The organism is Rheinheimera maricola, assembly GCF_016918075.2.
Classification (GTDB): domain Bacteria; phylum Pseudomonadota; class Gammaproteobacteria; order Enterobacterales; family Alteromonadaceae; genus Alishewanella; species Alishewanella maricola_A.
In genome coordinates, this window is record NZ_JAERPS020000001.1 from 1,181,467 (window position 1) to 1,205,210 (window position 23,744).

General features: G+C 49.4%; 19 protein-coding genes. 4 read left to right on the forward strand and 15 right to left on the reverse strand.

Annotation, left to right across the window (positions count from 1 at the left end; genetic code table 11):
* Window positions 1-20: 20 nt before the first annotated feature.
* The 4 genes from bioD to bioB are packed head-to-tail and all read right to left on the reverse strand — an operon-like array spanning window position 21 to window position 3,691.
* Window positions 21-707 (reverse strand): dethiobiotin synthase, encoded by a 687-nt coding sequence (gene bioD, locus I4W93_RS05370; protein ID WP_205310418.1) that lies wholly within the window; start codon window positions 705-707, stop codon window positions 21-23.
* A complete protein-coding gene (gene bioC / locus I4W93_RS05375; protein ID WP_205310417.1) occupies window positions 697-1,500 on the reverse strand; it encodes a malonyl-ACP O-methyltransferase BioC in 804 nt (267 codons plus the stop codon). The genes bioD and bioC overlap by 11 nt, the downstream gene beginning before the upstream one ends.
* Window positions 1,497-2,648, reverse strand: a complete 1,152-nt coding sequence (locus I4W93_RS05380) for an aminotransferase class I/II-fold pyridoxal phosphate-dependent enzyme (RefSeq protein WP_205310416.1) — start codon at window positions 2,646-2,648, stop codon at window positions 1,497-1,499. Before I4W93_RS05380 ends, bioC begins: the two co-directional genes overlap by 4 nt.
* Before the next feature lie 2 nt (window positions 2,649-2,650).
* On the reverse strand, window positions 2,651-3,691 hold the full coding sequence (gene bioB, locus I4W93_RS05385; RefSeq protein WP_205310415.1) for a biotin synthase BioB: 1,041 nt from the start codon (window positions 3,689-3,691) through the stop codon (window positions 2,651-2,653).
* A gap of 106 nt (window positions 3,692-3,797) precedes the next feature.
* Here bioB and bioA point away from each other — a divergent pair, with 106 nt between their 5' ends.
* Window positions 3,798-5,069, forward strand: coding sequence for an adenosylmethionine--8-amino-7-oxononanoate transaminase (gene bioA / locus I4W93_RS05390; protein ID WP_205310414.1), 1,272 nt, complete (start codon window positions 3,798-3,800; stop codon window positions 5,067-5,069).
* Here the strand turns inward: bioA and I4W93_RS05395 are convergent.
* Window positions 5,066-5,437, reverse strand: coding sequence for a hypothetical protein (locus tag I4W93_RS05395; protein ID WP_205310413.1), 372 nt, complete (start codon window positions 5,435-5,437; stop codon window positions 5,066-5,068). The two genes, bioA and I4W93_RS05395, sit on opposite strands and share 4 nt — an antisense overlap.
* Before the next feature lie 104 nt (window positions 5,438-5,541).
* On the opposite strand from I4W93_RS05395, the gene asnS reads away from it, so the two are divergent.
* Complete coding sequence (asnS, locus tag I4W93_RS05400; RefSeq protein WP_205310412.1) at window positions 5,542-6,942, forward strand: asparagine--tRNA ligase; 1,401 nt, start codon at window positions 5,542-5,544, stop codon at window positions 6,940-6,942.
* Window positions 6,943-7,192: 250 nt separating this feature from the next.
* On the opposite strand, the gene I4W93_RS05405 is transcribed toward asnS, so the two are convergent.
* The 4 genes from I4W93_RS05405 to I4W93_RS20500 form a co-directional block, all read right to left on the reverse strand.
* The gene (locus I4W93_RS05405) at window positions 7,193-7,750 is read right to left on the reverse strand and encodes an NAD(P)H nitroreductase (protein ID WP_205310411.1); all 558 of its coding nucleotides are present in this window, start codon (window positions 7,748-7,750) and stop codon (window positions 7,193-7,195) included.
* A gap of 99 nt (window positions 7,751-7,849) precedes the next feature.
* Window positions 7,850-9,277, reverse strand: a complete 1,428-nt coding sequence (locus I4W93_RS05410) for a glycogen synthase (RefSeq protein WP_205310410.1) — start codon at window positions 9,275-9,277, stop codon at window positions 7,850-7,852.
* A 26-nt stretch (window positions 9,278-9,303) separates the two neighbouring features.
* A complete protein-coding gene (glgC, locus tag I4W93_RS05415) occupies window positions 9,304-10,575 on the reverse strand; it encodes a glucose-1-phosphate adenylyltransferase (RefSeq protein WP_224673277.1) in 1,272 nt (423 codons plus the stop codon).
* Between the two features lie 199 nt (window positions 10,576-10,774).
* The gene (locus tag I4W93_RS20500) at window positions 10,775-12,793 is read right to left on the reverse strand and encodes an oxidoreductase (RefSeq protein WP_205310408.1); all 2,019 of its coding nucleotides are present in this window, start codon (window positions 12,791-12,793) and stop codon (window positions 10,775-10,777) included.
* 185 nt (window positions 12,794-12,978) lie between these two features.
* Here I4W93_RS20500 and sppA point away from each other — a divergent pair, with 185 nt between their 5' ends.
* Both sppA and ansA read left to right on the forward strand, forming a co-directional pair.
* Entirely contained in the window at window positions 12,979-14,859 is a 1,881-nt protein-coding gene (sppA, locus tag I4W93_RS05425; protein ID WP_205310407.1) for a signal peptide peptidase SppA, read from the forward strand.
* 72 nt (window positions 14,860-14,931) lie between these two features.
* Complete coding sequence (gene ansA, locus I4W93_RS05430; RefSeq protein WP_205310406.1) at window positions 14,932-15,948, forward strand: asparaginase; 1,017 nt, start codon at window positions 14,932-14,934, stop codon at window positions 15,946-15,948.
* Window positions 15,949-15,969: 21 nt separating this feature from the next.
* Here the strand turns inward: ansA and I4W93_RS05435 are convergent, their stop codons facing one another.
* The 6 genes from I4W93_RS05435 to I4W93_RS05460 form a co-directional block, all read right to left on the reverse strand.
* Window positions 15,970-18,681 (reverse strand): DUF349 domain-containing protein, encoded by a 2,712-nt coding sequence (locus tag I4W93_RS05435; protein WP_205310405.1) that lies wholly within the window; start codon window positions 18,679-18,681, stop codon window positions 15,970-15,972.
* A complete protein-coding gene (locus I4W93_RS05440; RefSeq protein WP_205310404.1) occupies window positions 18,671-18,952 on the reverse strand; it encodes a YeaC family protein in 282 nt (93 codons plus the stop codon). Before I4W93_RS05440 ends, I4W93_RS05435 begins: the two co-directional genes overlap by 11 nt.
* The gene (locus I4W93_RS05445) at window positions 18,949-19,275 is read right to left on the reverse strand and encodes a zinc ribbon domain-containing protein (RefSeq protein ID WP_205310403.1); all 327 of its coding nucleotides are present in this window, start codon (window positions 19,273-19,275) and stop codon (window positions 18,949-18,951) included. The genes I4W93_RS05440 and I4W93_RS05445 overlap by 4 nt, the downstream gene beginning before the upstream one ends.
* A gap of 35 nt (window positions 19,276-19,310) precedes the next feature.
* Window positions 19,311-20,975 carry a penicillin binding protein PBP4B gene (gene pbp4b, locus I4W93_RS05450; RefSeq protein ID WP_205310402.1) on the reverse strand — a complete coding sequence of 555 codons (1,665 nt, stop codon included), beginning with the start codon at window positions 20,973-20,975 and terminating at the stop codon, window positions 19,311-19,313.
* Between the two features lie 10 nt (window positions 20,976-20,985).
* The gene (locus I4W93_RS05455; protein WP_205310401.1) at window positions 20,986-22,113 is read right to left on the reverse strand and encodes a M14 family metallopeptidase; all 1,128 of its coding nucleotides are present in this window, start codon (window positions 22,111-22,113) and stop codon (window positions 20,986-20,988) included.
* A 146-nt stretch (window positions 22,114-22,259) separates the two neighbouring features.
* A complete protein-coding gene (locus tag I4W93_RS05460; protein ID WP_205310400.1) occupies window positions 22,260-23,711 on the reverse strand; it encodes a glyceraldehyde-3-phosphate dehydrogenase in 1,452 nt (483 codons plus the stop codon).
* Between the last annotated feature and the right edge of the window lie 33 nt (window positions 23,712-23,744).

Consider the following 23,744-nt stretch of genomic DNA (forward strand, 5'->3'; position numbering starts at 1 on the left):
AAATTTGGCAGCCGGCTGCATTAACTCAGCTGTGCTGCCAAGCTTTGCGCCAATTGCACTGCGAGTTCATTTAGTCTGTTTTGCTCTGGCGCAAAAGGTACCACCCCCAAGCAAGGTGCGGTAATTCGTTGGCGTAAATCGGCAATATTCTGCTCAAGTAAAGCCATTTCCGGGTCAATGCAGTTGGCCACCCAGCCTAGCAGCTTGCAGCCACTGCGCTCAATTTCGCGCACCGTTAACATGGCATGGTTTAAACAGCCGAGTTTCATACCTACCACCAGCAGCACCGGCAAGTTATGTTCAGCTACCCAGTCTGCCAGACAACGTTTGTCATCTATAGGCAATAACCAACCACCGGCACCTTCAATCAGCAGTCGCTCTGCATCCAGGCTTTGCCAGTTTGCCAGTGCGTTATTCAAAACCTTTTCGTCGATGTGTCTTTTTTCGTTGAAGGCGGCCAGATGTGGCGCTACCGGCGCCTGATAACAGATTGGGTTTATCTGTACATAGGGTAACGCGATACCAGAATACTGCTGCAACAGTAACGCGTCACTATTTTGCCCCTGCTTATCAGCCCCTGCCGCAAGTGGCTTTACACCCAATGCAGGGATATTTAGTCTGCTAAACCCTTGCAACAGCAAACTGCTGATAAAAGTCTTGCCGGCATCCGTGTCGGTGGCCGTTATAAACACTGAGTTAACTGCCATGTTTCACTCCGCTTATCATCAACGCCTGATAACTGGCCGGCAGTCCCAGCATAGTGCGGTGTATCTCATAGGCTCGTGCCAGTTGTTGCCAGTACCCCTTGCCGGTTAAACCACTGCGCCGCCCAGCAACCTGATTGGCGCCCAACAGTTTTAGCTCGCGGGCTAACGTTTGTACGTCGGGGTAATACAGCGGATAACGGCGCTGTTCAAACTGCCAGTTGACGCCTGCAGTGGCAAAAGCTGCCTGCTTTATGCTATCAACGGCTAAAAACCGGCTGACATGCGGATAACTGTCTAAACCAGCAAATGCCTGGGCCAATTCGGCCAACGTGCCCTCTACCAGCGTGGTAATAACAACTTTACCACCGGGCGTAAGCACCCGGCTTACTTCGGCAAAAACCGCGGCTGGCTTGGCACACCACTGCAGCATCAGGCTGGAAAATACCGTATCCACGCTATTATCTGCCAGCGGCAACTGCTGCGCATCGGCTTGTAGGTAGGTTTTTGCCAGTGCTGCCTGCGCCGCCTTTGCCAGCATACCGGCACTTAAATCAACCGCGGTAAAGGTGTTACAGTAATCGGTTAAACGCGGATGAAGCCAACCCGGACCGCAGCCCAGGTCAAGCAAATGCCCGCGTGGCTCTTTTGCTAGCATAGCTAATGCATCCAGCGCTACTTGTTGTTGTAAACGGGCCCCCTGCATATAGCTTTGTGAGGCCGCGCTAAAACTTTTGGCCACTTGCTGGCCAAAGCCGCTGGCACTGTATAACCTGTCTTGCATTACAGCACTCATATTAACTGCCTTAACTGCTGTACTAATTGTTGAATATCCTGCTCAGTATGATGTGCACTCAGCGTGATACGTAATCTTGCACTGCCTTGTGGTACTGTTGGTGGTCGGATAGCACTAAGCCAAATGCCGGTGTGCTTTAATGCCTGGCTGACACTAAGCGCCCGCTCGCTGCTGCCCAGCACCACTGCCTGAATGGCACTTTGGGAGTCAAGCTGCGGTAAATCACTGGCCAGATTGCGAAACAGCGTAATATTGCTATGCAATTTGTCACGACGCCAATCTTCCTTGCGGCACAGCTCAATGCTTTTTAGTACAGCCGCACAAAGCGCCGGCGGCAATGCCGTGCTGTAAATATAATGCCGGCCAAATTGCTCGATGTAATCAATAACGGTTTTACTACCCGCGATAAAGGCTCCGCCAACACCAAGCGCTTTACCAAAGTTAGCCATAGTACAAAAAACATCTGCCTGCTTAATACCCTGTGCAGTGGCTGTGCCCATACCTTCTGGCCCCGACACGCCCAAACCATGGGCATCGTCCAGCAGCAAGGGCGCATTAAACTGCTGGCACAGTGTCAGCATAACCGCCAGATCCGGGCTGTCACCATCCATACTGAACACACCTTCGGTGACGACCATAGGGCGCTGAACCTGGCTCAGCAAAGCTTCTAGTGCGGCCACATCGTTATGTACAAAGCGCTTAAGATTCGCATCACTGTGCAAAGCAGCATCAATTAACGATGCATGGCTTAGTTTATCCAATAACAGGGTGTCGGCTTTGTCGCTCAGCGTTAGCAACATCGCCTGATTAGCGGCAAAACCGGACGAAAACAGCAGTACCCGCTCGAAACCCAGCCAATCACATAAACTATCACTAAGCTGCTGATGCACGCCATGCTGGCCGGTGACCAGCGGTGAACCCGTGCTACCAGCGCCATAATGCCGGGCGCCGTCGGCAAATGCCTGCAGCACCTGGGGCTCGGTGGCCAGGCCTAAATAATCATTGCCGGAAAAATTGATATATCCTTTTCCGGCAATGATTAACTGGCGGCCATTGTAGCGCTCAAGCGTAACCGGAGTGCGCAGCAGTTGCTGTGTCGCGCGCTCGTCGAGCGCCCGTTGCAGCCGGGCAACTCTGTCGGCATACATGCTTACTGTGCCGCGTGAAACAGTGGCGGGTTAGCCTGTTCTTTTATCGCATCAGCCAACGCCAACGTGTGGGCTTCATCCGATACATCATGGCGCTGCTCTGGCTTAATGCCCAGCTTAGCAAACAGTTGCATGTCGGCGTCAGCTTCAGGGTTATCTGTGGTAAGCAGTTTATCGCCATAGAAAATTGAATTGGCGCCTGCAAAGAAACACAGTGCCTGCATCTGTTCATTCATACGTGAACGCCCCGCAGATAAACGTACATGGCTTTGCGGCAACATAATTCGCGCAACAGCAATAGTACGGATAAATTCAAAAGCATCTAAGTCATCGACATTTTCCAGTGGCGTACCCGCCACTTTTACCAGCATGTTAATAGGTACACTTTCTGGGTGTACCGGTAGGTTGGCTAACTGCATTAACAACGCAGAGCGGTCATTGGCACTCTCGCCCATACCCAAAATGCCGCCGCAACAGACTTTCATGCCTGCATCACGCACATGGCTTAACGTATCTAAGCGGTCTTGATAAGTACGGGTTGTTATAATTTCACCATAAAACTCCGGCGAAGTGTCCAAATTATGATTGTAGTAATCTAACCCTGCGCCAGCTAATGTTGTGGCCTGCTCACCCGTTAGCATGCCCAATGTCATACAGGTTTCTAATCCCATCGCTTTTACGCCCTGAACCATTTCAATAATGTAAGGCATGTCGCGCTGTTTAGGGTTAGTCCAGGCGGCGCCCATACAAAACCGGCTAGCGCCCTTCTCTTTAGCCGCCTGGGCCTGGGTTAATACTTTTTCGACTTCCAGCAGACGTTCACGCTCGAGGCCAGTATTATAGTGGCCGCTTTGCGGGCAATATTTACAGTCTTCTGCACAGGCTCCGGTTTTGATCGACAGTAAGGTACTAACCTGCACTTCATTCGGTTTAAAATGCTGGCGATGTATGGTTTGTGCCTGAAACAATAAATCGTTAAATGGCAGTGCGTAAAGCGCATTTACTTGCGTCAGTGTCCAGTCATGTCGAACGTCGGCCTGCATAAATATCCCTGATAAAATTGAGCTTAGAATAATTTTCAGCTAGTCTAACCGCCACCTTTACGTTGTCAACGCCGACCAGACTTAAAGCTTTACTGCAGGTTAAATAATGAGCATAAATTTAGCATTCGATCGGACTCATATCTGGCACCCTTATACGTCGATGCAAAATCCGCTGCCAGTTTATCCTGTTGTAGCGGCCGAGGGCTGCGAGCTGATACTGGAGAATGGTCAGCGGCTAATCGACGGAACGGCGTCTTGGTGGTCTGCGGTACATGGTTATAATCATCCGCAATTGAACGAGGCCGTTACCACACAGCTGAGTAAAATGGCGCATGTGATGTTTGGCGGATTAACCCACCAGCCGGTGGTGCAATTGTGTCAGCAATTATTGGCAATGGTGCCACCTAATTTAACCAAAGTATTTTTAGCCGACAGTGGATCAATTGCAGTTGAAGTAGCTATTAAAATGGCGTTGCAGTATTGGCAAGCCAGCGCAACCCCGCAAAAACAGCAGTTGATTAGCCTGCGCAAGGGCTACCATGGTGATACCTTTGCCGCTATGGCGGTATGTGATCCAGTTGATGGTATGCACGACATTTTCGCGGCCATGCTGCCACAACACTACTTTTTACCAGCGCCACAAAGTGGGTTTGCAGCTGACTTCAATCCAGACGATATAGCCCCGCTTGAACAGCTGTTGGCCAAACACCATACTGAAATTGCCGCCTTGATCCTCGAGCCCATAGTACAAGGTTACGGCGGTATGCGTTTTTATCATCCTGAATATTTGCGCCAGGCCAGCGCCCTTTGCAAGCAATACCAGGTACTGCTAATTGCCGATGAAATTGCTACCGGCTTTGGCCGCAGCGGTAAGTTGTTTGCCTGTGAGCATGCCGCTATTCAACCCGATATTATGTGCGTAGGCAAAGCCCTCAGTGGCGGTTATATAACCCTGGCCGCCACACTGTGTAGCGATGAAGTTGCACGGGGTATTAGCGCAAGTTCGGCCGGTGGCTTAATGCACGGCCCTACGTTTATGGCCAACCCTTTAGCTTGTGCCGTGGCAAGTGCTAGCTTAACGCTTATTGCCCAAGGACACTGGCAGCAGCAAGTGGCTAACATAGCAAGCCAACTTAGCATCGAGTTAGCAGCCTGCCGGCAATCGGAGTTGGTAAAAGATGTACGGGTGCTCGGCGCCATCGGCGTGCTGGAAATGCATAACAAGGTAGATGTAGCGGCGTTGCAGCAACGTTTTGTCGAGATGGGCGTGTGGATCCGGCCCTTTAATAATCTAATTTACATTATGCCGCCCTTTATTATTCAGCCAGAGCAGTTGAGTAAGCTCACCGCTGCCATGCGCAGTGTAACCGGCGTTTAAATTTGTAAGTATAAATAAAGCAACAAACCAATACTGGTTAGCAATAGCAAGATAATATTAAGATGTAGATGGTCGCCCCGCCGGCGCAGCCGCAGGCGGTTTAGTGCAATACTCATCGCGCTTACCACCACCACTACCCATAGCAAATACTGCAGATAAACCGTTAAGATTGGGTGCCAGTCGGTGCGTATCTCAATGCCCCAATAACGCACTAATCCGGTGTCTAACTCAGGGCTGGCGTAATGCGCTACGACCAGCCCGGCAATAAATACCAACCAGCCAGCAATTGCCAACCAGCTAAAAGCCCGGCACAAAAAATCCGGTCCCTGGCGGCGCTCATATTTTTCCGGTTTTTGCGACTCAGTCATCAATTTAATTGTCCTGCCAATTTTTTCTTGTGTTGTGCGCATGGCTCAGTATCATTACAGCCTTTACGCAGTTGTCTAAGTTTACACCCTCTGGAGTTTGTTGCATGACGCACGCCGTTATTAAAGATGTTTTAGCCGGTCGCTATGCCGTAGGTGAGTCTGTCACCGTTAAAGGCTGGATCCGCACCCGCCGTGATTCAAAAGCGGGCATTTCCTTTTTAGCTATTCATGATGGCAGCTGCTTCGACGCTGTGCAGGCAGTTGCGCCAGCAGAGCTGAATAATTATGAGTCAGAGATAAAGCGTTTAACCACCTCATGCTCGGTAGCCGTAACCGGCACCATAGCGCGCTCAGAAGGTCAAGGCCAAGCCTTTGAATTACAAGCAAGCCTGGTTGAGGTGCTTGGTTGGGTAGAAAACCCGGACACCTACCCCATGGCGCCAAAACGTCATAGCATGGAATATCTGCGTGAACATGCGCATTTGCGCCCGCGCACCAATATTATGGGTGCAGTAACGCGCGTTCGGCATTGTCTGGCGCAAGCGGTGCATCGTTTTTTCCACGAACAAGGCTATTACTGGATCAGCACGCCAATTATCACTGGTTCAGACGCTGAAGGTGCTGGTGAGATGTTCCGCATCAGCACGCTGGACATGGAAAACTTACCGCGCACTGACAAAGGCAACATTGACTACAGCAAGGATTTCTTCGGTAAAGAAACCTTCTTAACCGTATCTGGCCAGTTAAACGGCGAAACCTATGCTTGTGCCATGTCAAAAATTTACACCTTTGGCCCAACGTTCCGCGCTGAAAACTCTAACACCAGCCGTCACTTGGCCGAGTTTTGGATGATAGAGCCAGAAGTCGCCTTTGCCGAATTAAAAGACATCGCCCAGCTGGCAGAAGATATGCTGAAGTACGTGTGTAAAGCCGTACTGACAGAGCGCGCCGATGATATGGCCTTTTTTGCCGAGCGTATCGACCCTACCGCCGTAACCCGGTTACAGCAGTTAGTTGACTCGTCGTTTGTGCGCATGGATTACACCGACGCTATCGAGATTTTAAAAACCTGCGGTAAGAAGTTCGAATACCCAGTGGAATGGGGTGTCGATTTGCAATCTGAGCACGAGCGCTACCTGGCTGAAGAGCACATTGGCGCACCTATCATTATGCAAAACTACCCAAAAGACATTAAAGCCTTTTATATGCGCTTAAATGCCGACGGTAAAACCGTAGCGGCCATGGACGTATTGGCACCGGGTATCGGTGAAATTATCGGCGGCAGCCAGCGTGAAGAACGGCTGGAAGAGTTTGATAAGCGTTTGGCTGAAATGGGTCTGGATAAAGAAGACTACAGCTGGTACCGCGACCTGCGCCGCTACGGCACAGTGCCACACGCTGGTTTTGGTTTAGGCTTTGAGCGTTTAGTGTCTTACGTTACCGGTGTAGGTAACGTGCGCGATGTAATCGCCTTCCCGCGCACGCCGGGCAACGCTGAGTTTTAATAACTCTCAAATACACAAAAGGCGCGTTAAACAGCGCCTTTTTTATTGCCTGTAGCGGCCAGCCATTTACTCATTTTCTCTCTGGCTTCAGCTTGACTGTAAGTTCTTCCTTCAAGTACTGCCCCCTCTCCCCTTGAGAGCCCTGCAAGCAACACAAGCCGGCGCTGTTGCAGTTTAATTTCTTTCCGGCTTGTACTTGCAAGTTGTCAGGCAATCCAAAGAGCACTGCAGCTCTTTGGATTTGAGCTAATTACAGATAGGAGAAATACTCGGTCGGCTCGGGTGTATGGCGTTTGGCCGGCTCGCCGTTTGGCGTGCCTAGGTATAAAAAGCCGACGATTTCGTCGTCTTCGCCCAGCTCCAGCGCTTGTTTAACGAAGTCTAATTGCGAGTAAGCACCGGTGCGCCAGATGCCGCCAAAACCCTGCGCAAAAGCGGCCTGTTGCATCGCCATTACCGCGCAGGCGGCAGAGTGCTGCTGCTCTATTAACGGTATTTTGGCGTGTTCTACCGCTTTGGCGATACAGATTATCACCATCGGAGCCCGTAACGGTAATTGACGGGCGCGTTCTAACAGCTCATTTGCAATTGCAGGATCGTCCTCTACTGCGGCTTCAGCAAAGATATCGCCTAACCGACACAACGCCTGACGGCCTTCGGCGATAACAAAGCGCCAGGGCCGTAAATTGCCATGATCTGGCACTTGCAGTGCCGCACGTTTAATGTTGTCCAATGCCTCGCCCTCAGGCGCAGGCTCTGTTAAGCGAGCAGAAGAAAAGCGGCTGGTGAGTAACGTTAATGCATCCATAGTAGACCCCGACGGTAATAGCAGCTCACAGCCTAGCAAATTAACCGCAACCTTTACATCAGATTATGCCAAGGTTGCGTTTGTCTGCCGGGCTTTCAATCAGTTTGCTGAAATATAATGCGCTTTTGCCAACAGCACCTGTTGATACAGAGCCAGATATTGCTCAGCAGCCCATGGCCAGCTAAAGTTCTGCGCCATGCCATTTTGCTGCACCCGCCGGTAGCTAGCGGGCTTACTAAATAATTGTTCGGCTTGTTGCAAAGCCGATATCGTACTGCTGATATCCGGCTCGATAAAACCAATACCGGTGGCACCGCGTGCCGGCCAGGGCTTAACCGTATCTTTTAAACCGCCGGTTAGCCGAACCAGGGGTACTGTGCCATATCGTAGGCTATACAGCTGATTCAGGCCACAGGGCTCAAACAACGATGGCATCAGGAAAAAATCCCCTGCAGCTTCCAACTGATGTGCCATAGCGTCACTAAAACCCAACACAAAGCGACATTGCTCTGGGTATTGTTGCTGCAAAGCCGTTAAATCCCGACAATAGCGACTCTCACCAGTGCCCATTATGACCACTTGCGCTGGAGTATGTGCCAACCACTGGTTAAGTGCCGGTATTAAATAGTCATAGCCCTTTTGTCCGGTCAAGCGGCTGACCGCGACAAACAGCGGCGCTTGACTGGGTGCCAGCTGCAATTGCTGGCGCAAGGCGGCCTGGCATTGTGCTTTGCCTTTTAAATCATCCGCATCGTAAGGTGCGGCCAAGTAGCGGTCGTAAGCAGGATGCCATATGGCATAATCACATCCGTTTAAAATGCCGCTAAAATCAGCAGCGCGGCGCTGATATAGCACCGATAAGCCTGCAGCCATCGGCTCTTGCATCAACTCGTCGCGATAACCTTGACTGACAGTATTAATTTTGTCGGCATGTTCCAGAGCAGTCGCCAAAAAATTAAGCTCGTGATGTTGCTGCGGCGCTATAGCCAACTGTTCACGCCAGTAAACTGCACATTTTTCCTGATAAGCGCCATTATGAATAGTGAATACAAACGGTATCGCAGCTAACGTTGAATATTGATAATGCTGCTTTAAATAATAGGCTGCGGCCGCACTTTGCCAATCATGGCCGTGGATAAGGTCAAATTGTTGCCCGGTCTGCAACGCCCACTGCAACGCCGCTTTACAAAAAAAGCTAAAGCGCAGTGGGTTATCGCTGTAACCCTGCTCACCATCGTCGTACGGCCTGTCGCGGCGGAAAAAATCGTGATGCTCTACTAGCGCAATATCGACACCTTCCACACTTAGCTGATGAACTGCACAGCCAAAGTCACGCCCACCAAGGTCAAAATATACCGAGTGCGAGCTATCCGTTTCTAATGCATAAAGTGGCGTATAGCGCGGTAAAACCACGCACACGCTGTGCCCCTGCGCAACCAGGCTCTGAGCCAAGCCCCGACAGGCATCGGCAAGGCCTCCGGTTTTAATCAGGCCCTCATACTCACTACATATAAACAATATCCGCACAACGTTTCCTTAGTGTTGCCTTGCGCTTAATCAAAGCCCACCATAGCGCCTTTGGGAATAACAATTACGCCGCTGGCGGACACATGAAAGCGCTGCTTATCTTGCACCGGATCTTCACCGATAATGGTGCCAGGGGCAATTTTAACGTCTTTATCAATAATAGCGCGGCGAATACGGCAGCCCCTGCCAATATCATTGTTACCCATCAGCACACATTTTTCGATATAACTGTGGCTATGCACATGCACGTTAAAACCTAAAATAGACTGATAGACAATAGAGCCACTGACAATACAGCCCGACGCCACCATAGAGCTTATCGCTTGTCCTGTGCGGTTAGCTTCATCATGGACAAATTTTGCCGGCGGCACCGGCGGAGTGTAACCGCGCAGCGGCCAGTACTTGTTGTATAAATCAAACGGTGGCTCTACCGATATAAGATCCATATTTGCTTCGTAATAAGAATCTATGGTGCCAACATCTCGCCAATAACCGGCGCTGCGTTCATTTTCACCACGGATTATATTTGATGAAAAATCATACACATAAACATCACCAGCCGGATACAAACCGGGAATAATATTGTGGCCAAAATCGTGTTTAGAGTCGGCTTGCTCAGCATCGGCCTCCAATACATTGACCAGGGTTTTGGCTTCAAAAATATAGTTACCCATCGAGGCCAATACAAAATCCGGCCGGCCCGGAATGGTTTTCGGATTGGTTTTCGGCTTCTCTTCAAAACCAATCATTTTGCCGTTGGCGTCTACTTCGATTACACCAAACTCATGCGCCTGATCGACCGGCACAGGTATAGCCGCAACGGTAAGCCTGGCATGATGCTGCCGGTGAAAATCCAGCATCTGCCGAACGTCCATTTTATAGATATGATCACCACCAAACACACAAACATGCTCAGGATCAAGGCCGTGAATTAAATGCAGATTCTGGTAAATAGCATCAGCTGTGCCCAAATACCAATGTTTACCTGTTTGCATTTGCGCCGGTATCGGATCGATAAAGCGGTTAGTTAAACCTGTTACCCGCCAGGCCCGGCTTAAATGCTTCATCAACGAATGTGATTTAAATTGCGTAATAACAAATATTTGCAACAAGTCTGAGTTAACAAAATTGTTCAATACGAAGTCAATAATACGGTAATTACCGCCAAACGGTACTGCAGGTTTTGCTCTGACACCAGTTAAGGGCGACAAACGTGTGCCCTCACCGCCTGCCAGTATCATGGTTAATACCCCGGACATAGAAACTCCCTGTTGTGCTTGCTGTGTGTTTTTATTCAAGGTGCAAGGCTGATACCAGAATAGCAGCCTGCAACACGAAAAGCCTAGAGTTCACGCAGAATAACGTTTTGTAGCAACTAACCTTACAACAAGTTAATGACTTAAGCATGACAAAGGCACCATATTGGTGCCTTTAATTTGCAATTGCACCACAAAGGTGCTTACTGGCACTGAGATTGTGCCAGCTAAAGCGCTAACTCTAAATGGTTGCCGCCAACTCTGCGCCCTGACGAATCGCACGTTTAGCATCTAGCTCGGCTGCTACATCAGCACCGCCAATCAGGTGTGCGTTGATATCGTGTTGTTGCAGTGTGCTCACCAAGGCTCTAAGCGGCTCTTGCCCGGCACAAATAACCACATTATCAACATTAAGGCAGCGCTCTTCACCTGCAATATCTACCCAGAGCCCATCATCATCAACTTTGACATAGTTAACGCCGGCGATCATCTCTACACCTTTTTTCTTTAAAGATGCCCGATGGATCCAGCCTGTCGTTTTACCCAAACCAGCCCCGACTTTAGTTGTCTTGCGTTGCAACAAATAGACTTTGCGTTCAGCAGGTACAGGCAACTCATCAGGCAGTAAGGCTCCTCTGGCCTGATAGCTTTTATCAATACCCCAGTCTTTTAACCAGGCTGCTGGCTGCATCGTCAATGAATGCGGCTCCGTAAGGTACTCAGCCACGTCAAAGCCAATGCCGCCTGCACCAATAACCGCAACATGTTTGCCTACGGCTTTATGGTCACGCAATACATCTAAATAACTCAGTACTTTAGGGTGGTCACTGCCAGCCAAGCCAATATCACGCGGTACTATGCCAGTAGCTAATACCACTTCGTCAAACCCTCCTGCCACCAGCGACTCTGCAGTTTGAGGTGCATTTAAGTGCAGCTTAACAGCATGAAGTTCGAGCATCCGGCCAAAATAACGCAACGTTTCGTGAAATTCCTCTTTACCCGGAATTTGCTTGGCATAGTTAAACTGGCCGCCTATTTGGTGCGATTTATCAAATAGATGCACCTCATGGCCACGCTGTGCAGCATAGACACTAAATGCCAGCCCAGCCGGTCCGGCGCCCACTACAGCAATTTTTTTACGTTGTACTGCCGGAGTAAAATTTAATTCGGTTTCATAACACGCCCGTGGATTCACCAGACAACTGGCGCGTTTGTTTTGAAATACATGATCCAAGCATGCCTGATTACAGGCAATACAGGTATTAATCTGATCGGCCTGATTAGCAGCCGCCTTGTTAACGAAATCCGGGTCAGCTAAAAACGGCCGTGCCATACACACCATATCAGCCTGGCCATTGGCGAGGATGTCTTCTGCAACCTGCGGATCATTAATCCGGTTTGTGGCAATAATAGGAATGGCTATTTCAGCTTTTACCCGCTCAGTTACCCAGCTAAAAGCGGCGCGCGGCACCATAGTGCCAATAGTAGGTACCCGCGCCTCATGCCAGCCAATACCGGTATTAATTAAGCTTGCACCGGCATCTTGAATTGCTTTAGCTAGAGCAACCACCTCTTCATAGCTGTTACCGTCTTCCACCAAATCCAGCATGGATAAACGATAAATTATGATAAAGTCGTCACCACAGGCCGCTCTTACGGCCTTAACCGTTTCAATGGCAAAACGACAGCGGTTAGTAAAGCTGCCGCCCCACTCGTCTGTACGCTGATTAGTTCGCGAGCAAATAAATTGATTAATCAGGTAACCTTCAGAACCCATAACCTCCACGCCGTCGTAACCCGCTTTGCGGGATAATTTAGCGGCATGGGCAAAGTCTTTAATCGTAGCGCGCACCTGTCGTGCAGACATCTGTGAAGGTTTAAACGGTGTTATCGGCGATTTAATGTTGCTGGGTGCCACACTAAACGGATGATAACCATAACGGCCAGCATGCAATAACTGTAAGCAAATCTTCGCACCATGTTGATGCACAGCCGCAGTGACCTGTTTATGCTTACCGGTTTGCCACCAGAAGCTAAGCTGGCTGCCAAAAGGCACCAGATTGCCACGAAAGTTAGGGCTAATACCGCCGGTAATTATCAGGCCAACGCCGCCTTTTGCCCGCTCAGCATAAAACGCCGCCAGCTTAGCAAAGCCTTGTTTCTCTTCTTCTAGCCCCGTATGCATCGAGCCCATAATGACGCGATTTTTCAGCTGGGTGAACCCCAGATCAAGTGGTTGTAATAGTTTTTGGTATGCCACATCGCCCTCTCTGGTCGTACCTGTTAATTAAGGCAGACTTTAGCTGCTTTGACTGCCGATAGCAAGCCAAGGCTGCTTCGGCATCAAGTGTTACACATTTACTTACAAATTCCACTTAGCCTTTAGCGGCAAATTGTTTAGCATACCAACATGCATAAATTGTAATGTTTAAACAGGGATCCATTATGACCGAAAAAAAATCAGGCTTAATTCGCCGGTTGTTCAGTGCTATAGGCCGGGTTTACCGAGGCTTTCGCTCTGTCATCCTTAATCTGCTGTTTATCTGTATCGTGGTGTTAATTGCGGTATCGGTATTTAGTGGTGACGACAAAGTAGAAGTACCGCCCACAGCAGCGCTAATACTTAATTTAACCGGTGATTTGGTTGAAGAAAAGCGCTGGACAGATCCCGTTGCCACCGCGATTAATGAAAGCCTTGGTGGCCAGGAAGAAGCACCCGAAGTGTTGGTAAGTGACGTGGTAAAGGTGATTAATAAAGCCAGCACCGATAACCGTATTCAAACCATGGTGCTGGATTTATCCATGCTGGGCGGAGGCTCGCTGGATAAAATGCAGCGCATTGGCGACGCTATCACCACCTTTAAAGCCGCGGGTAAAAAAGTGTTCGCTTATGGCGGCTTTTACGGCCAGACCCAGTACTACCTGGCAAGTTACGCCGACGAAATAAACCTCAGCCCAATGGGTGCGGTATTGTTAGAGGGTTATGGCAGCTACCCAATGTATTACAAAAATGCGTTGGAAAAACTGAAAATTAACACCCATGTGTTTCGTGTTGGTACTTATAAGTCTGCTGTTGAACCGTTTTTACGCAACGATATGTCTGCCGAAGCTAAAGAAGCCAATATTGCCTGGTTAGCTGAGTTATGGACCGATTATAAAGTTCAGGTCGCCAAGCGCCGCGGTTTCGAAGTAGATAACTTTGACGAAACTTACGACGCCTTGTTACAAAAACTGCAGGCTGCGGAAGGTGATTTAAGCCAATATGCCGTCGACGCGCGCTTAGTTGATGCGATAAAAACACGTGAAGCGTTTCGTCGTGATTTAATCGCCATTGTCGGTGAAAATGATGAACACACATATAACCATGTCACCTTTGCTGATTATGCCAAACTGGTTATTCCAGCTCAGCAATTCGATAATCCACTGACTGACAAGGTCGGCGTTATTGTTGCTCGCGGCGTTATTGTCGATGGCCATGCCAAAGCCGGTGCTGTCGGTGGCGACTCTACTGCTGCACTGCTACGCAAAGCCAGAAACGATGACAAAATAAAAGCCGTCGTGCTGCGCATTGACAGCCCTGGCGGCAGTGCTTATGCCTCAGAAGTTATTGGCCAGGAAATTCGTTTACTACGTGAAGCAGGAAAACCGGTAATTGCTTCTATGGGTGCGGTAGCTGCATCAGGTGGCTACTGGATAGCCGCGCCAACCAATGAAATCTGGGCAGCCCCTACTACTATTACTGGCTCTATCGGTATTTTCGGGTTAATACACACCGCTGAAAACGCACTGCCGTCTCTTGGCTTAAATGTCGATGGTGTCGGCACCACTGAACTGGCAGGTATTTCTGGTGGTTTACCGCTGTTTCAAGGTTTGGATAACAAAGCCAAAGACTTGTTTCAATTGCTGATAGAACGCGGCTATACCGAGTTTCTAACTATGGTAGGTGAAAACCGCAATATGAGTAATGCCGAGGTTGATAAAGTGGCACAAGGCCGCGTGTGGACCGGCACAAAAGCACTGGAACTGGGTTTGGTTGACAAACTGGGTACACTGGATGACGCAGTAAAAGCGGCAGCAGAAAAAGCCGGTCTGAACAACTACGACATTAAAGTAGTACAGCAAGACTTAAGCCCAAGCGAGCAAATGATTAAAGAATTGCTTGGCGAGGCGAAAGCGCAAGGTTGGCTGCCAAATAACGCAGTAAGTGCAGAGCAAAAACTACTGGGCAAATTAACCCAACAGTTAAGACAGGATTTTGTCTTACTAAACCAATTTAATGACCCTAATGGTGTATATTCTTATTGTGTAAGCTGCAGCATTAACTGACAGTTATAGCGAAGTCTATTACAATGCCCGGCACGTACCGGGCATTTTTATTTTCAGATAAACTTGAGCATTATGAGCAGAAAACGAATCTATGTCGCTTATACCGGCGGTACCATCGGTATGCAGCATTCAGCCCAAGGTTATGTGCCGGTGCCTGGTTTTTTAACTGATACCGTAAAACGCATGCCAGAGTTTTACCGGGCAGAGATGCCGTTGTTCGACATTCACGAATACCATCCGGTGATCGATTCGTCCGACATGACGCCAGAGCATTGGCGATATATTGCGGAAGATATTCAGCAGCAATATCAACGCTATGACGGTTTTGTAGTCTTACATGGCACCGATACCATGGCCTATACGGCTTCGGCACTGTCGTTTATGCTGGAAAACCTGCAAAAGCCGGTCATTATTACCGGCTCACAAATTCCGCTGGCCCAAATGCGCTCCGACGGCCAGGTTAATTTGCTTAATGCGCTTTTTGTTGCGGCAAACTATCCGATTCCCGAAGTGGCGCTGTTTTTCAATAATCAGCTATTTCGTGGCAACCGGGCAACCAAAGCCGATGCCAGTGGCTTCAATGCCTTTGCCTCGCCTAATTTTTCACCGTTGCTTGAGGCGGGTATACATATTAACCTGGTTGCCGGGCGCTTAAGCCAAACCAAGCTGGCCGCGCCGTTAAATGTGGCGCAGATCGTCCCCCAGCCCATTAGCGTGGTAACCTTGTATCCCGGTATAAGTACCGATGTGATCCGCAATATGACAACAGCGCCGGTACGTGCACTGATCATTAAATCCTTCGGCGTGGGCAATGCGCCACAGCGGCCAGAGTTGCTGCAGATCTTAACAGATGCCAGCAAGCGTGGGCTCATCATCGTTAACTGTACCCAGTGTTTTAAAGGCAAAGTCAATATGCAGGGTTATGCCACCGGTAATGCATTGGCACAATGTGGCGTGATCAGTGGTTACGATATGACGTTAGAAGCGGCGTTAACTAAGCTGCACTATTTGCTAAGTAAAGACTTAACCTCAGAGCAGATAAGACAACAGATGCAACAAGACTTGCGCGGAGAGCTGACCGCGGATTAATCCGCGGCCAGTGGTGTCAGGTTAGTTAAATAACTGCTGTATTCTGGCTAGTAAGGGCAGCTCAGCCGGGCTTAACGGGCCAAACTGTAACCAACGCTTTAACAAGCTATGTTTATCCAGTTCACGGCCTTGGTTATGTTTATCCGACAGTAACATCAGCTGAACCTGCTGACGCTGTGGCGCCTCAGTGTCAGGTGATGGCGCTTCACACACTAACTCAAGAGCAACCGTCAACTGCTGCCGGGTAAACTGTTGCTCTTGCTGCGCGGCAAAGCATTCTCGGTAGCCAGCCGGTAATTGATCTGCACTCACACTAGCGTCACGTAACAGCTCAAACATCCGGTTAAAATCGCGCTGCTGCTGAGATTGCTGCCAACGCTGCTGTTTTTGCTTTAGTTTATCCAGTAGCTGTCGCACGGCCTGCTGCGTTGCAACGCTTTGTGGTGTCATAGCATTTAGCTGCTGTTGCACCGCATCAAACGCGCTGGGCTCCGCGGCTAATTCAAGCTCAACAATGACTGCCGACAACACCGACTCAAATTGGGCGACTTCGGCTTGCTCCGCCTGTTTTTGCTGTTCGAACTGGGCTGAGCGCGCATTAAAAAAGCCATCACATACCGCCCGAAATTGTTGCCACAATTGCTGATCTTGCTTGCGCGCGGCGCTGCCTAACTGTTTCCATTGTTGCTGACATTCTTTTAGCACTTTGGCGGTTTGATTTTGCTCACTCAATTGCACCGCTGCCTGCGCTTTGGCTATAAGTTGCTGCTTGGCGTCAGCTACCTGCTGCTGTGCCGCAGCTAACTGCTCTCGCAGTGGCGTCAAGGCTAAATTAAACTGCTCGTTTAGTACAACAAACTGCTGTTTGTCTACCGCCCCAGCTTGTTGCCAGGCTTGTTTTAGCTGTTGCAACTGCATTTCAAGGGCTTTGGCATCCATCTGCTGTTGTGCTAACTCTTGTAGCTGAGCAATCAGTTGTTGCCGCTGTACCACGTGCCCGGCCCGCAGCGCATCCTGCTCGGCAAAGTAAACCCGACAAGGAGCAAACGCCTGCTCACACGCCTGGTCAAATGCGGCATTCAACTGCGGCTCTAACGTTGGTTCAGCTTTACCCAGGCTATTCCAGGTTGCACGTGCTCGCTTTACTTCATCTGCACGTTGGCGGATCTGCGACGGCGTTATATCCAGCGGTAGTTGTTGTATTTGTTCAACTAACTGCTGCTTACGTGGTGTGGCAATATATCCTTGCCAATCTGCCAATTCTAGTTGCTTGTCGCGGGCAAATTCATAGTCTTTATTAAGCTGTGCCTGCTGTTGAGCCGTTAACTGCGCATAATCCTGCTCTATCCCTTTGAAAAGCCCAAACAGTACTTTGTATTTGCCAGCGCTATATAAACGGCGATATTGCGCCAGCTTACTGCGGCATTGACGCTGATATTTATCTGTCTGGGCGTTAAAATCCGCGGCCAGCTGTTGCCATTGTTGTGCTAACGCCAATTTTGCTTGCTGCAAGTCAGCAGGAATGGCAATGGGTATGGCTTTTGTCAGTCGCTGCCAGTCTTGCTGATACTGCTTCAATTGCCCTGTCAGCGCCTGATAGACTTCGGCTGTTTGTGGTACCGGCACTGCCGCCCAATCTGCCACAATTCGAGTTAACTGCGCCAGTTGCTCTGCCAGCAGTGGCAACTGATTAAGTTGCTGCTGCATTGTTGCCAGCCGCTGCTGCAATGGCGCTTTTGCACTTATATCGGCCGCTTGCAGCTCGTTGGCCAGGGCATTAAGTTGCTGTTCAAGCTGCTGCGCAGCGTTGATATCTGTTGTCTGTAATGCCTGGTGCAACAGCTGCTGGATAGCATCAAGTTTGGCTGATAACTGCTGTTGTAACTGCTGACGTTCTGCCTCAACACGTAGCTCTGCCTGCTGTCGATTAAATTCTACCAACCTCGGAGCAAGCCATTGCTCAATTTGCAGGCATATTTTTTCATATTTGCTGCGATATTCATCCGCTTCAGCGCCCAGACAGTCGAGTTCGGGTAGCACAGCTTGCCATTGCTGCTGATACTGCGCTAACTGCGCCGGTAAATCAGCCAACGCCGAACGTTCTCGCAGCGCATTAAGTTTTGCCAATAACAACGTCAGTTGCTTACGCAGTTGCAATGGTTTTTGTTTTTGCTCATGTAATTGCTGTAATTTGTGCTGCACATCGGCTAATAATTCGCCTTCACATTGCTTGGCCAATTTTTCCAGTGTTTTTTCGTCCGTTACCTGGCTTAGCAGCTCGCGCTTTTGTGCTAAGGCTAATAAGGGTTCTTGTAATGCTTTTACGTTCAGCTCTGGTTTATTTAACCGTTGAAGCAAGCCAAACTTAATGCCGGCATCGGTCTCTGTTTGCGCCAATTGCTCTAAAATAGTGCTGCGATTACATTGCGCAATAAATTGCTGCTTTAACTTCGGCTCTACCTGGTTATTCAGTAGCTGCTGGATCACCGTTTGTTCAGCCAGTTGTTGTAAACGCTCGGCACTATCGTGCTTACTGGCCTGCCACCATAATGAAAAATCATTTAATTTTAACAGCGCCGCTTTGCGCACTGCCTCTGCACCGTCGTTAAAGGCAAGTTCATGCAGCACACTTTTATGCGCCTGTTCGTCACGGTTAAGTTCTTGTATTGCTTGCTGGCGCACGGCGGCGTCGGCATGTTGCCACTTCGGTTTAAAAAAACGTTTAAAGATCATCGTGCGAGAACCTTGCAATAGACGGCTGAGTTTCGAATTGTTTTTTCAGTTCGGCTTTAGATTTTTGTATCATCTGGCCATCGGCACCAATAGTAAAAAGCTCTTGCGATTTTAATACCTGTGCCTGATATGCCATAACCAGTTGCAGACTTTGTTCGCGCTGCGTTTCGCTCATGATATTGCCATCAGCCCAACGGCCAGTGGCAACCGATTCCGCCAGCTTTTCATAAGTGTCAGGCGACATCGCTTGCACCAAAGCAGTAAAATTCATTTGCGTCTTCTCAATAGCATAATGCGAGCGCGACTAACCATATACCAACAGAAACCCAGCCCGATAGCACCGCCAGCAATATATTGCTGCACACTGCCTGCGTCAGGATCCCACCAGTACATTAAGCCAAAACCCGCCAAGAATAATAACAACGCAAACATCGAGTGATTAACCAGGCTTTGCGCTTGATTTAAAGCCTTATCGCGCTGCAGCGATTCGCGCTTCTGCGGTGTTAACCCCGCGATATCACCATTGCACTTGTTGCAGTTAGCACTTTTATCGGAAATTTTATGTCCACAAAAAGGACAGGAAATAATAGCCATGGTACTCCAACGTTTATTCTGACAGCGTAAGCCGCCTACTGCATTGCCTGGTATATTTTACTCATGATGCTGCCATACATACCAGTTTCAAATCGATCACCGGCAAAATAATAGCCAGTTTCACCTTCAATAAGCAGCGGGCTGTGCTTTTTATTGGTCAACAGCACCACTACCAGGTTGTAATACGGGTCAATCAGGGTCGCAGTTCCAGTCCAGCCGGTATGGCCAAACGCATAAGCGCTGGCATAAGGACCAAAATGCCAGCTAAGATCGCCTGCGGTTGCCGTGCGCCAGCCCAATCCGACCGTATGATCAGCAACCGAAGGCCGGACAAACTGTTGCAACACCGCCTGACTAAACACCGGCGTTAAGTTATAACCACCATGCAGCGCTAACATCGCCAGCTTCGCGGTCTCTTCTGCGGTGGCGAACAGCCCCGCGTGCCCGGCTACTCCATCAAAGGCATAACGGGCTTTTTCGTCATGAACATCACCCCGTACCACACCACGTTTATCTGCCGGAAAAATCACCCGGCCTCCACGGCTGTTGCCATCAATCTCGGTAGCAGCAATATGCTCAGGGGTGAAACCATGGCGCAGTGGATTAAACAGGGTATGAGTTAACCCCATTGGCTGATACAACGCCTGTGCCAGATACTCGTCCTGCGTCATGCCAGTGATACGTTCGATAATCAGCCCCAGCAGCATATAGTCAATGTCGCTGTATACAGCTTTGCCACCGCGTTCGCGCTCAAACGGTACTTTGCTGGCGATAAGCTGCATGCTACGGGCACGGTTAGTGGAATAAAATGCCGGGCCATGGCGATTATCCGGCCGGTGAAAATGTACCTCGGGCGGATAACCCGCATTGTGGTACAACAAATCGCTCACCAAACGACTATCACGGCCATCGCCCTGATACTCGGGCAGATAGTGTTGTACCGGCGCATTGATCTCGAGCTTGCCGGCGCTGACTAACTGCATCAGCGCATAATTTGTGGCATACATTTTGGTATTAGAGGCTAAATCAAACAGCGTATCGGTTTGCATTAGCTGTGGCGTTGCCAGTGCACTACCATCACTGTGGTAGCGGCTGGCATAGCCATAGGCAGTGTGTTTAATAATGTTCCCGTCTTTAGCAATCACTAACACTGCGCCGGGGAAACCTTGCGCAACTTCACGCTGAATAAGCGCGTCCAGCTCTTCCAGCTCTGCCACAGAAAAACCAGCCGCTTCAGCTGTGCCAGTTAACAACTGCGGATAAGGCAGCACCAGGCGAATTTGCGCGCCTAAAGGTTCAACATCAAGCAGGGCTAACTGGTTCAGTCCATTACGTGTTACCGAGCTAATATCAAGCAGAAGATGTTGGCCAAGTGCGGCATCCGGTTGTAGCGCTAATACCTTACCGTTTATGCTCAGTGTCACCTTACTGGCTGTACCTAGCTGCAACAGCAGTTCACCCTGCCCTTTATAAGCAATAAAACCGGCACGGTTATTTACTAGCGCCCGTTTGCTTTGGTTGTCAGGCCAGTTTACATCAAGCTGGCCAACACCTTTGCCGGCGCTAAGCGCGCTGCGCTGCTGTTCAGTCTGAGCACTAATGGCTACAGGCGAAATCTGCAGCCAGTTTGTCACTGCAGCACAGCTACTTAACATTAGCAGCACTGATGCTAGCGACACGCGGTTAATGGCACTTAGCATGGCTGCTAACTTAACGCAATTTATCGACAACCGCTAAAACAGCCGGCAGCATGTCCTGGCCCAATTTCATTGAGCGTACATCCGACCAACCGTAGGCTTCATCCGGCAAATTAGCGTTGTCTTTAAACGGCATTTCTACCGTATAAGCCAGACAGTTAAACTGCTCGCCAACCCAGGCAGTTGCAACGGTCATATTAGCTTTGCCCGGTTCATCTAAATCATAACCGAACTCAGTTTGAAACTCTGGTGTCACGGCCAGCAACGTTTGTTTGAATAGGTTTTCCAGCTGGGTAATACGGTCGTTGTACGACGGTACGCCTTCGGTGCCGGCAACAAAGTTGTAAGGCAGGTTTTCATCACCGTGCATATCGAGAAATAAATCGACGCCGGTTTCGAGCATTTTTTGCCGTACCAGAAACACTTCCGGGCTTTTTTCCATCGACGGAGTAAGCCATTCACGGTTCAGGTTCATGCCGGCAGCATTGGTGCGTAAATGGCCACGTACCGAGCCATCCGGGTTCATGTTTGGCACTATGTAAAACACGGCCTTAGCCAGCAGTGCGCGCGCTACGCCATCGTCCTCATCCAGTAAACGGTCTAGCAGGCCTTCAATAAGCCACTCGGCCATGGTTTCACCCGGATGCTGACGCGCAGTGATCCAGATTTTCTTTTTGCCTTCCTCTGGTTCACCGACAATCAGCATGCTCATGTCGCGGCCATCCAGTGTTTCGCCCAGTTCAACCAGCTGACAGTTGTAATCACACTGTGCCTGATGCAGTAAATCCATATGGCGCTCGTAGCTATAAGGAGCAAAATACGCAAAATACACCGATTCAGCTTCAGGAAAGTGTTTAATCGTTAACGCCTTGCCATCATATTCAGTGTCTACCCGGAACCAGGTTTGCCGATCGTACGAGGCAACTGCCTGATAGTCTTTCCAACCATCCGGATAGGCGGAGTCACCCGCATTGGTAATAACCAGCGTGTGCTCCTGGGCATGCTCGGTGCTTAAACGAAAATGGAACCATTGATAAAAATCAGACTGGTTATCTTTGCGGATAGCCAGTTGAATATTGTCCGGGCTGTCGGCTTGTAATACTTCGATATTGCCGCTGTCAAAATTGCTGGTGATTTTCATAACTCAATCCGTAGGCATAAAAAAGGCTAAAAGAGTACCACAGCCGCAATATGCTGCAACGTTGTGGTAAAGACATGGTTCAGATTCTAACAGGTTAAGCGTAAAGAAAAAGCCGCTAAAAAGCGGCTTTTCGATAAAGACACAGATTAACGCGCTACCGGCAGCGTTGGGTACTTAATGCCGGCCATGTCGTTCATTACCCGGATAACCTGAGTGCTGTAACCAAACTCGTTGTCATACCACACATACAACACACAGCGGTCGCCATCGACGATAGTGGCTTGCGAGTCAACCACACCGGCGTAACGTGAACCGACTAAATCAGACGACACAATCTCAGTTGAAGCAGTAAAGTCAATTTGGTCCTGCAACTCGGAAAATAACGAGGTGCGCTGCAAAAAGTCGTTCATTTCATCACGGCTGGTTTCGCGGTTTAAATTCAGTGATAAAATCGCCATCGATACATTCGGCGTTGGTACCCGTATAGCATTACCGGTTAACTTGCCTTTTAGCTGAGGTAAGGCTTTAGCCACGGCACTGGCGGCACCAGTAGAGGTTAATACCATATTCAGCGGTGCTGCACGGCCGCGGCGCTCGGCGCTGTGAAAGTTGTCAATCAGGTTTTGATCGTTGGTGTACGAGTGCACCGTTTCAACGTGGCCGTTACGAATACCGAACTCGTCTTCCAGCGCTTTTAACACTGGCGTAATGGCGTTGGTAGTACAGCTGGCAGCAGAAACAATTTTATGCTCGGGTAAAATCATGTGCTGATTTACGCCATAAACGATATTAGGTACATCGCCCTTGGCCGGCGCAGTTAACAACACTTTAGCGGAGCCTTTGCTACTAAAGTGAATGCTCAGCTCTTTGTCATCTTTCCAAATACCGGTGTTATCAACCACCAACGCATCTGAAATACCATACTGGGTATAATCAACCAGCTCTGGTGAATTAGCGTAAATAACTTTAATAAAGGTACCATTGGCTTTAATACCCTGGTTTTCTTCATCTACGGTGATACTGCCGTTAAAGGGCCCATGGATAGAATCACGGCGCAGCAAGCTAGCGCGCTTTTCTAAATCGCCTTTTTTACCGCCGCGCACCACTATCGCGCGTAAGCGTAATTTGGTGCTTGGGCCAGAACGCTCCAGCATTAAACGGGCTAACAACCGGCCAATACGACCAAAGCCATATAAAACAACATCGACTGGTTTTACTTGATCTTCATGATCCAGCAGCTCTGCCAGCTCACGGGCTAAATACTGCTCCAGCTCTGTACCATTGGCGGCATTTTTGTAAATATAGCCATAAGCCAGCTTACCAATATCAACCCGACCTGGTGCCAGGTTCATTTTACTGATGGCTTCAAGTACCGGAAAGCTTTCACGTAAGCGCAGTTTCTGCCCTTCAAAACGTTCAACACTTTTATGGGCTTTAATAATGTCGATGGTCGTAGCATTTACCAGCGGGCGGCCATACACCACCACCTCAATCCCTTTGTTACGGTACAAACGGCCAATAATAGGCTGCATGTTTTCGGCGTATTCCTGGCGTTCCTGCCAGCTCTTCTGGTACTGCTCTGCGTGCGTTAGGGTCATGTGTCAGCCTTTTACTTCAGTAAGATGAATTAA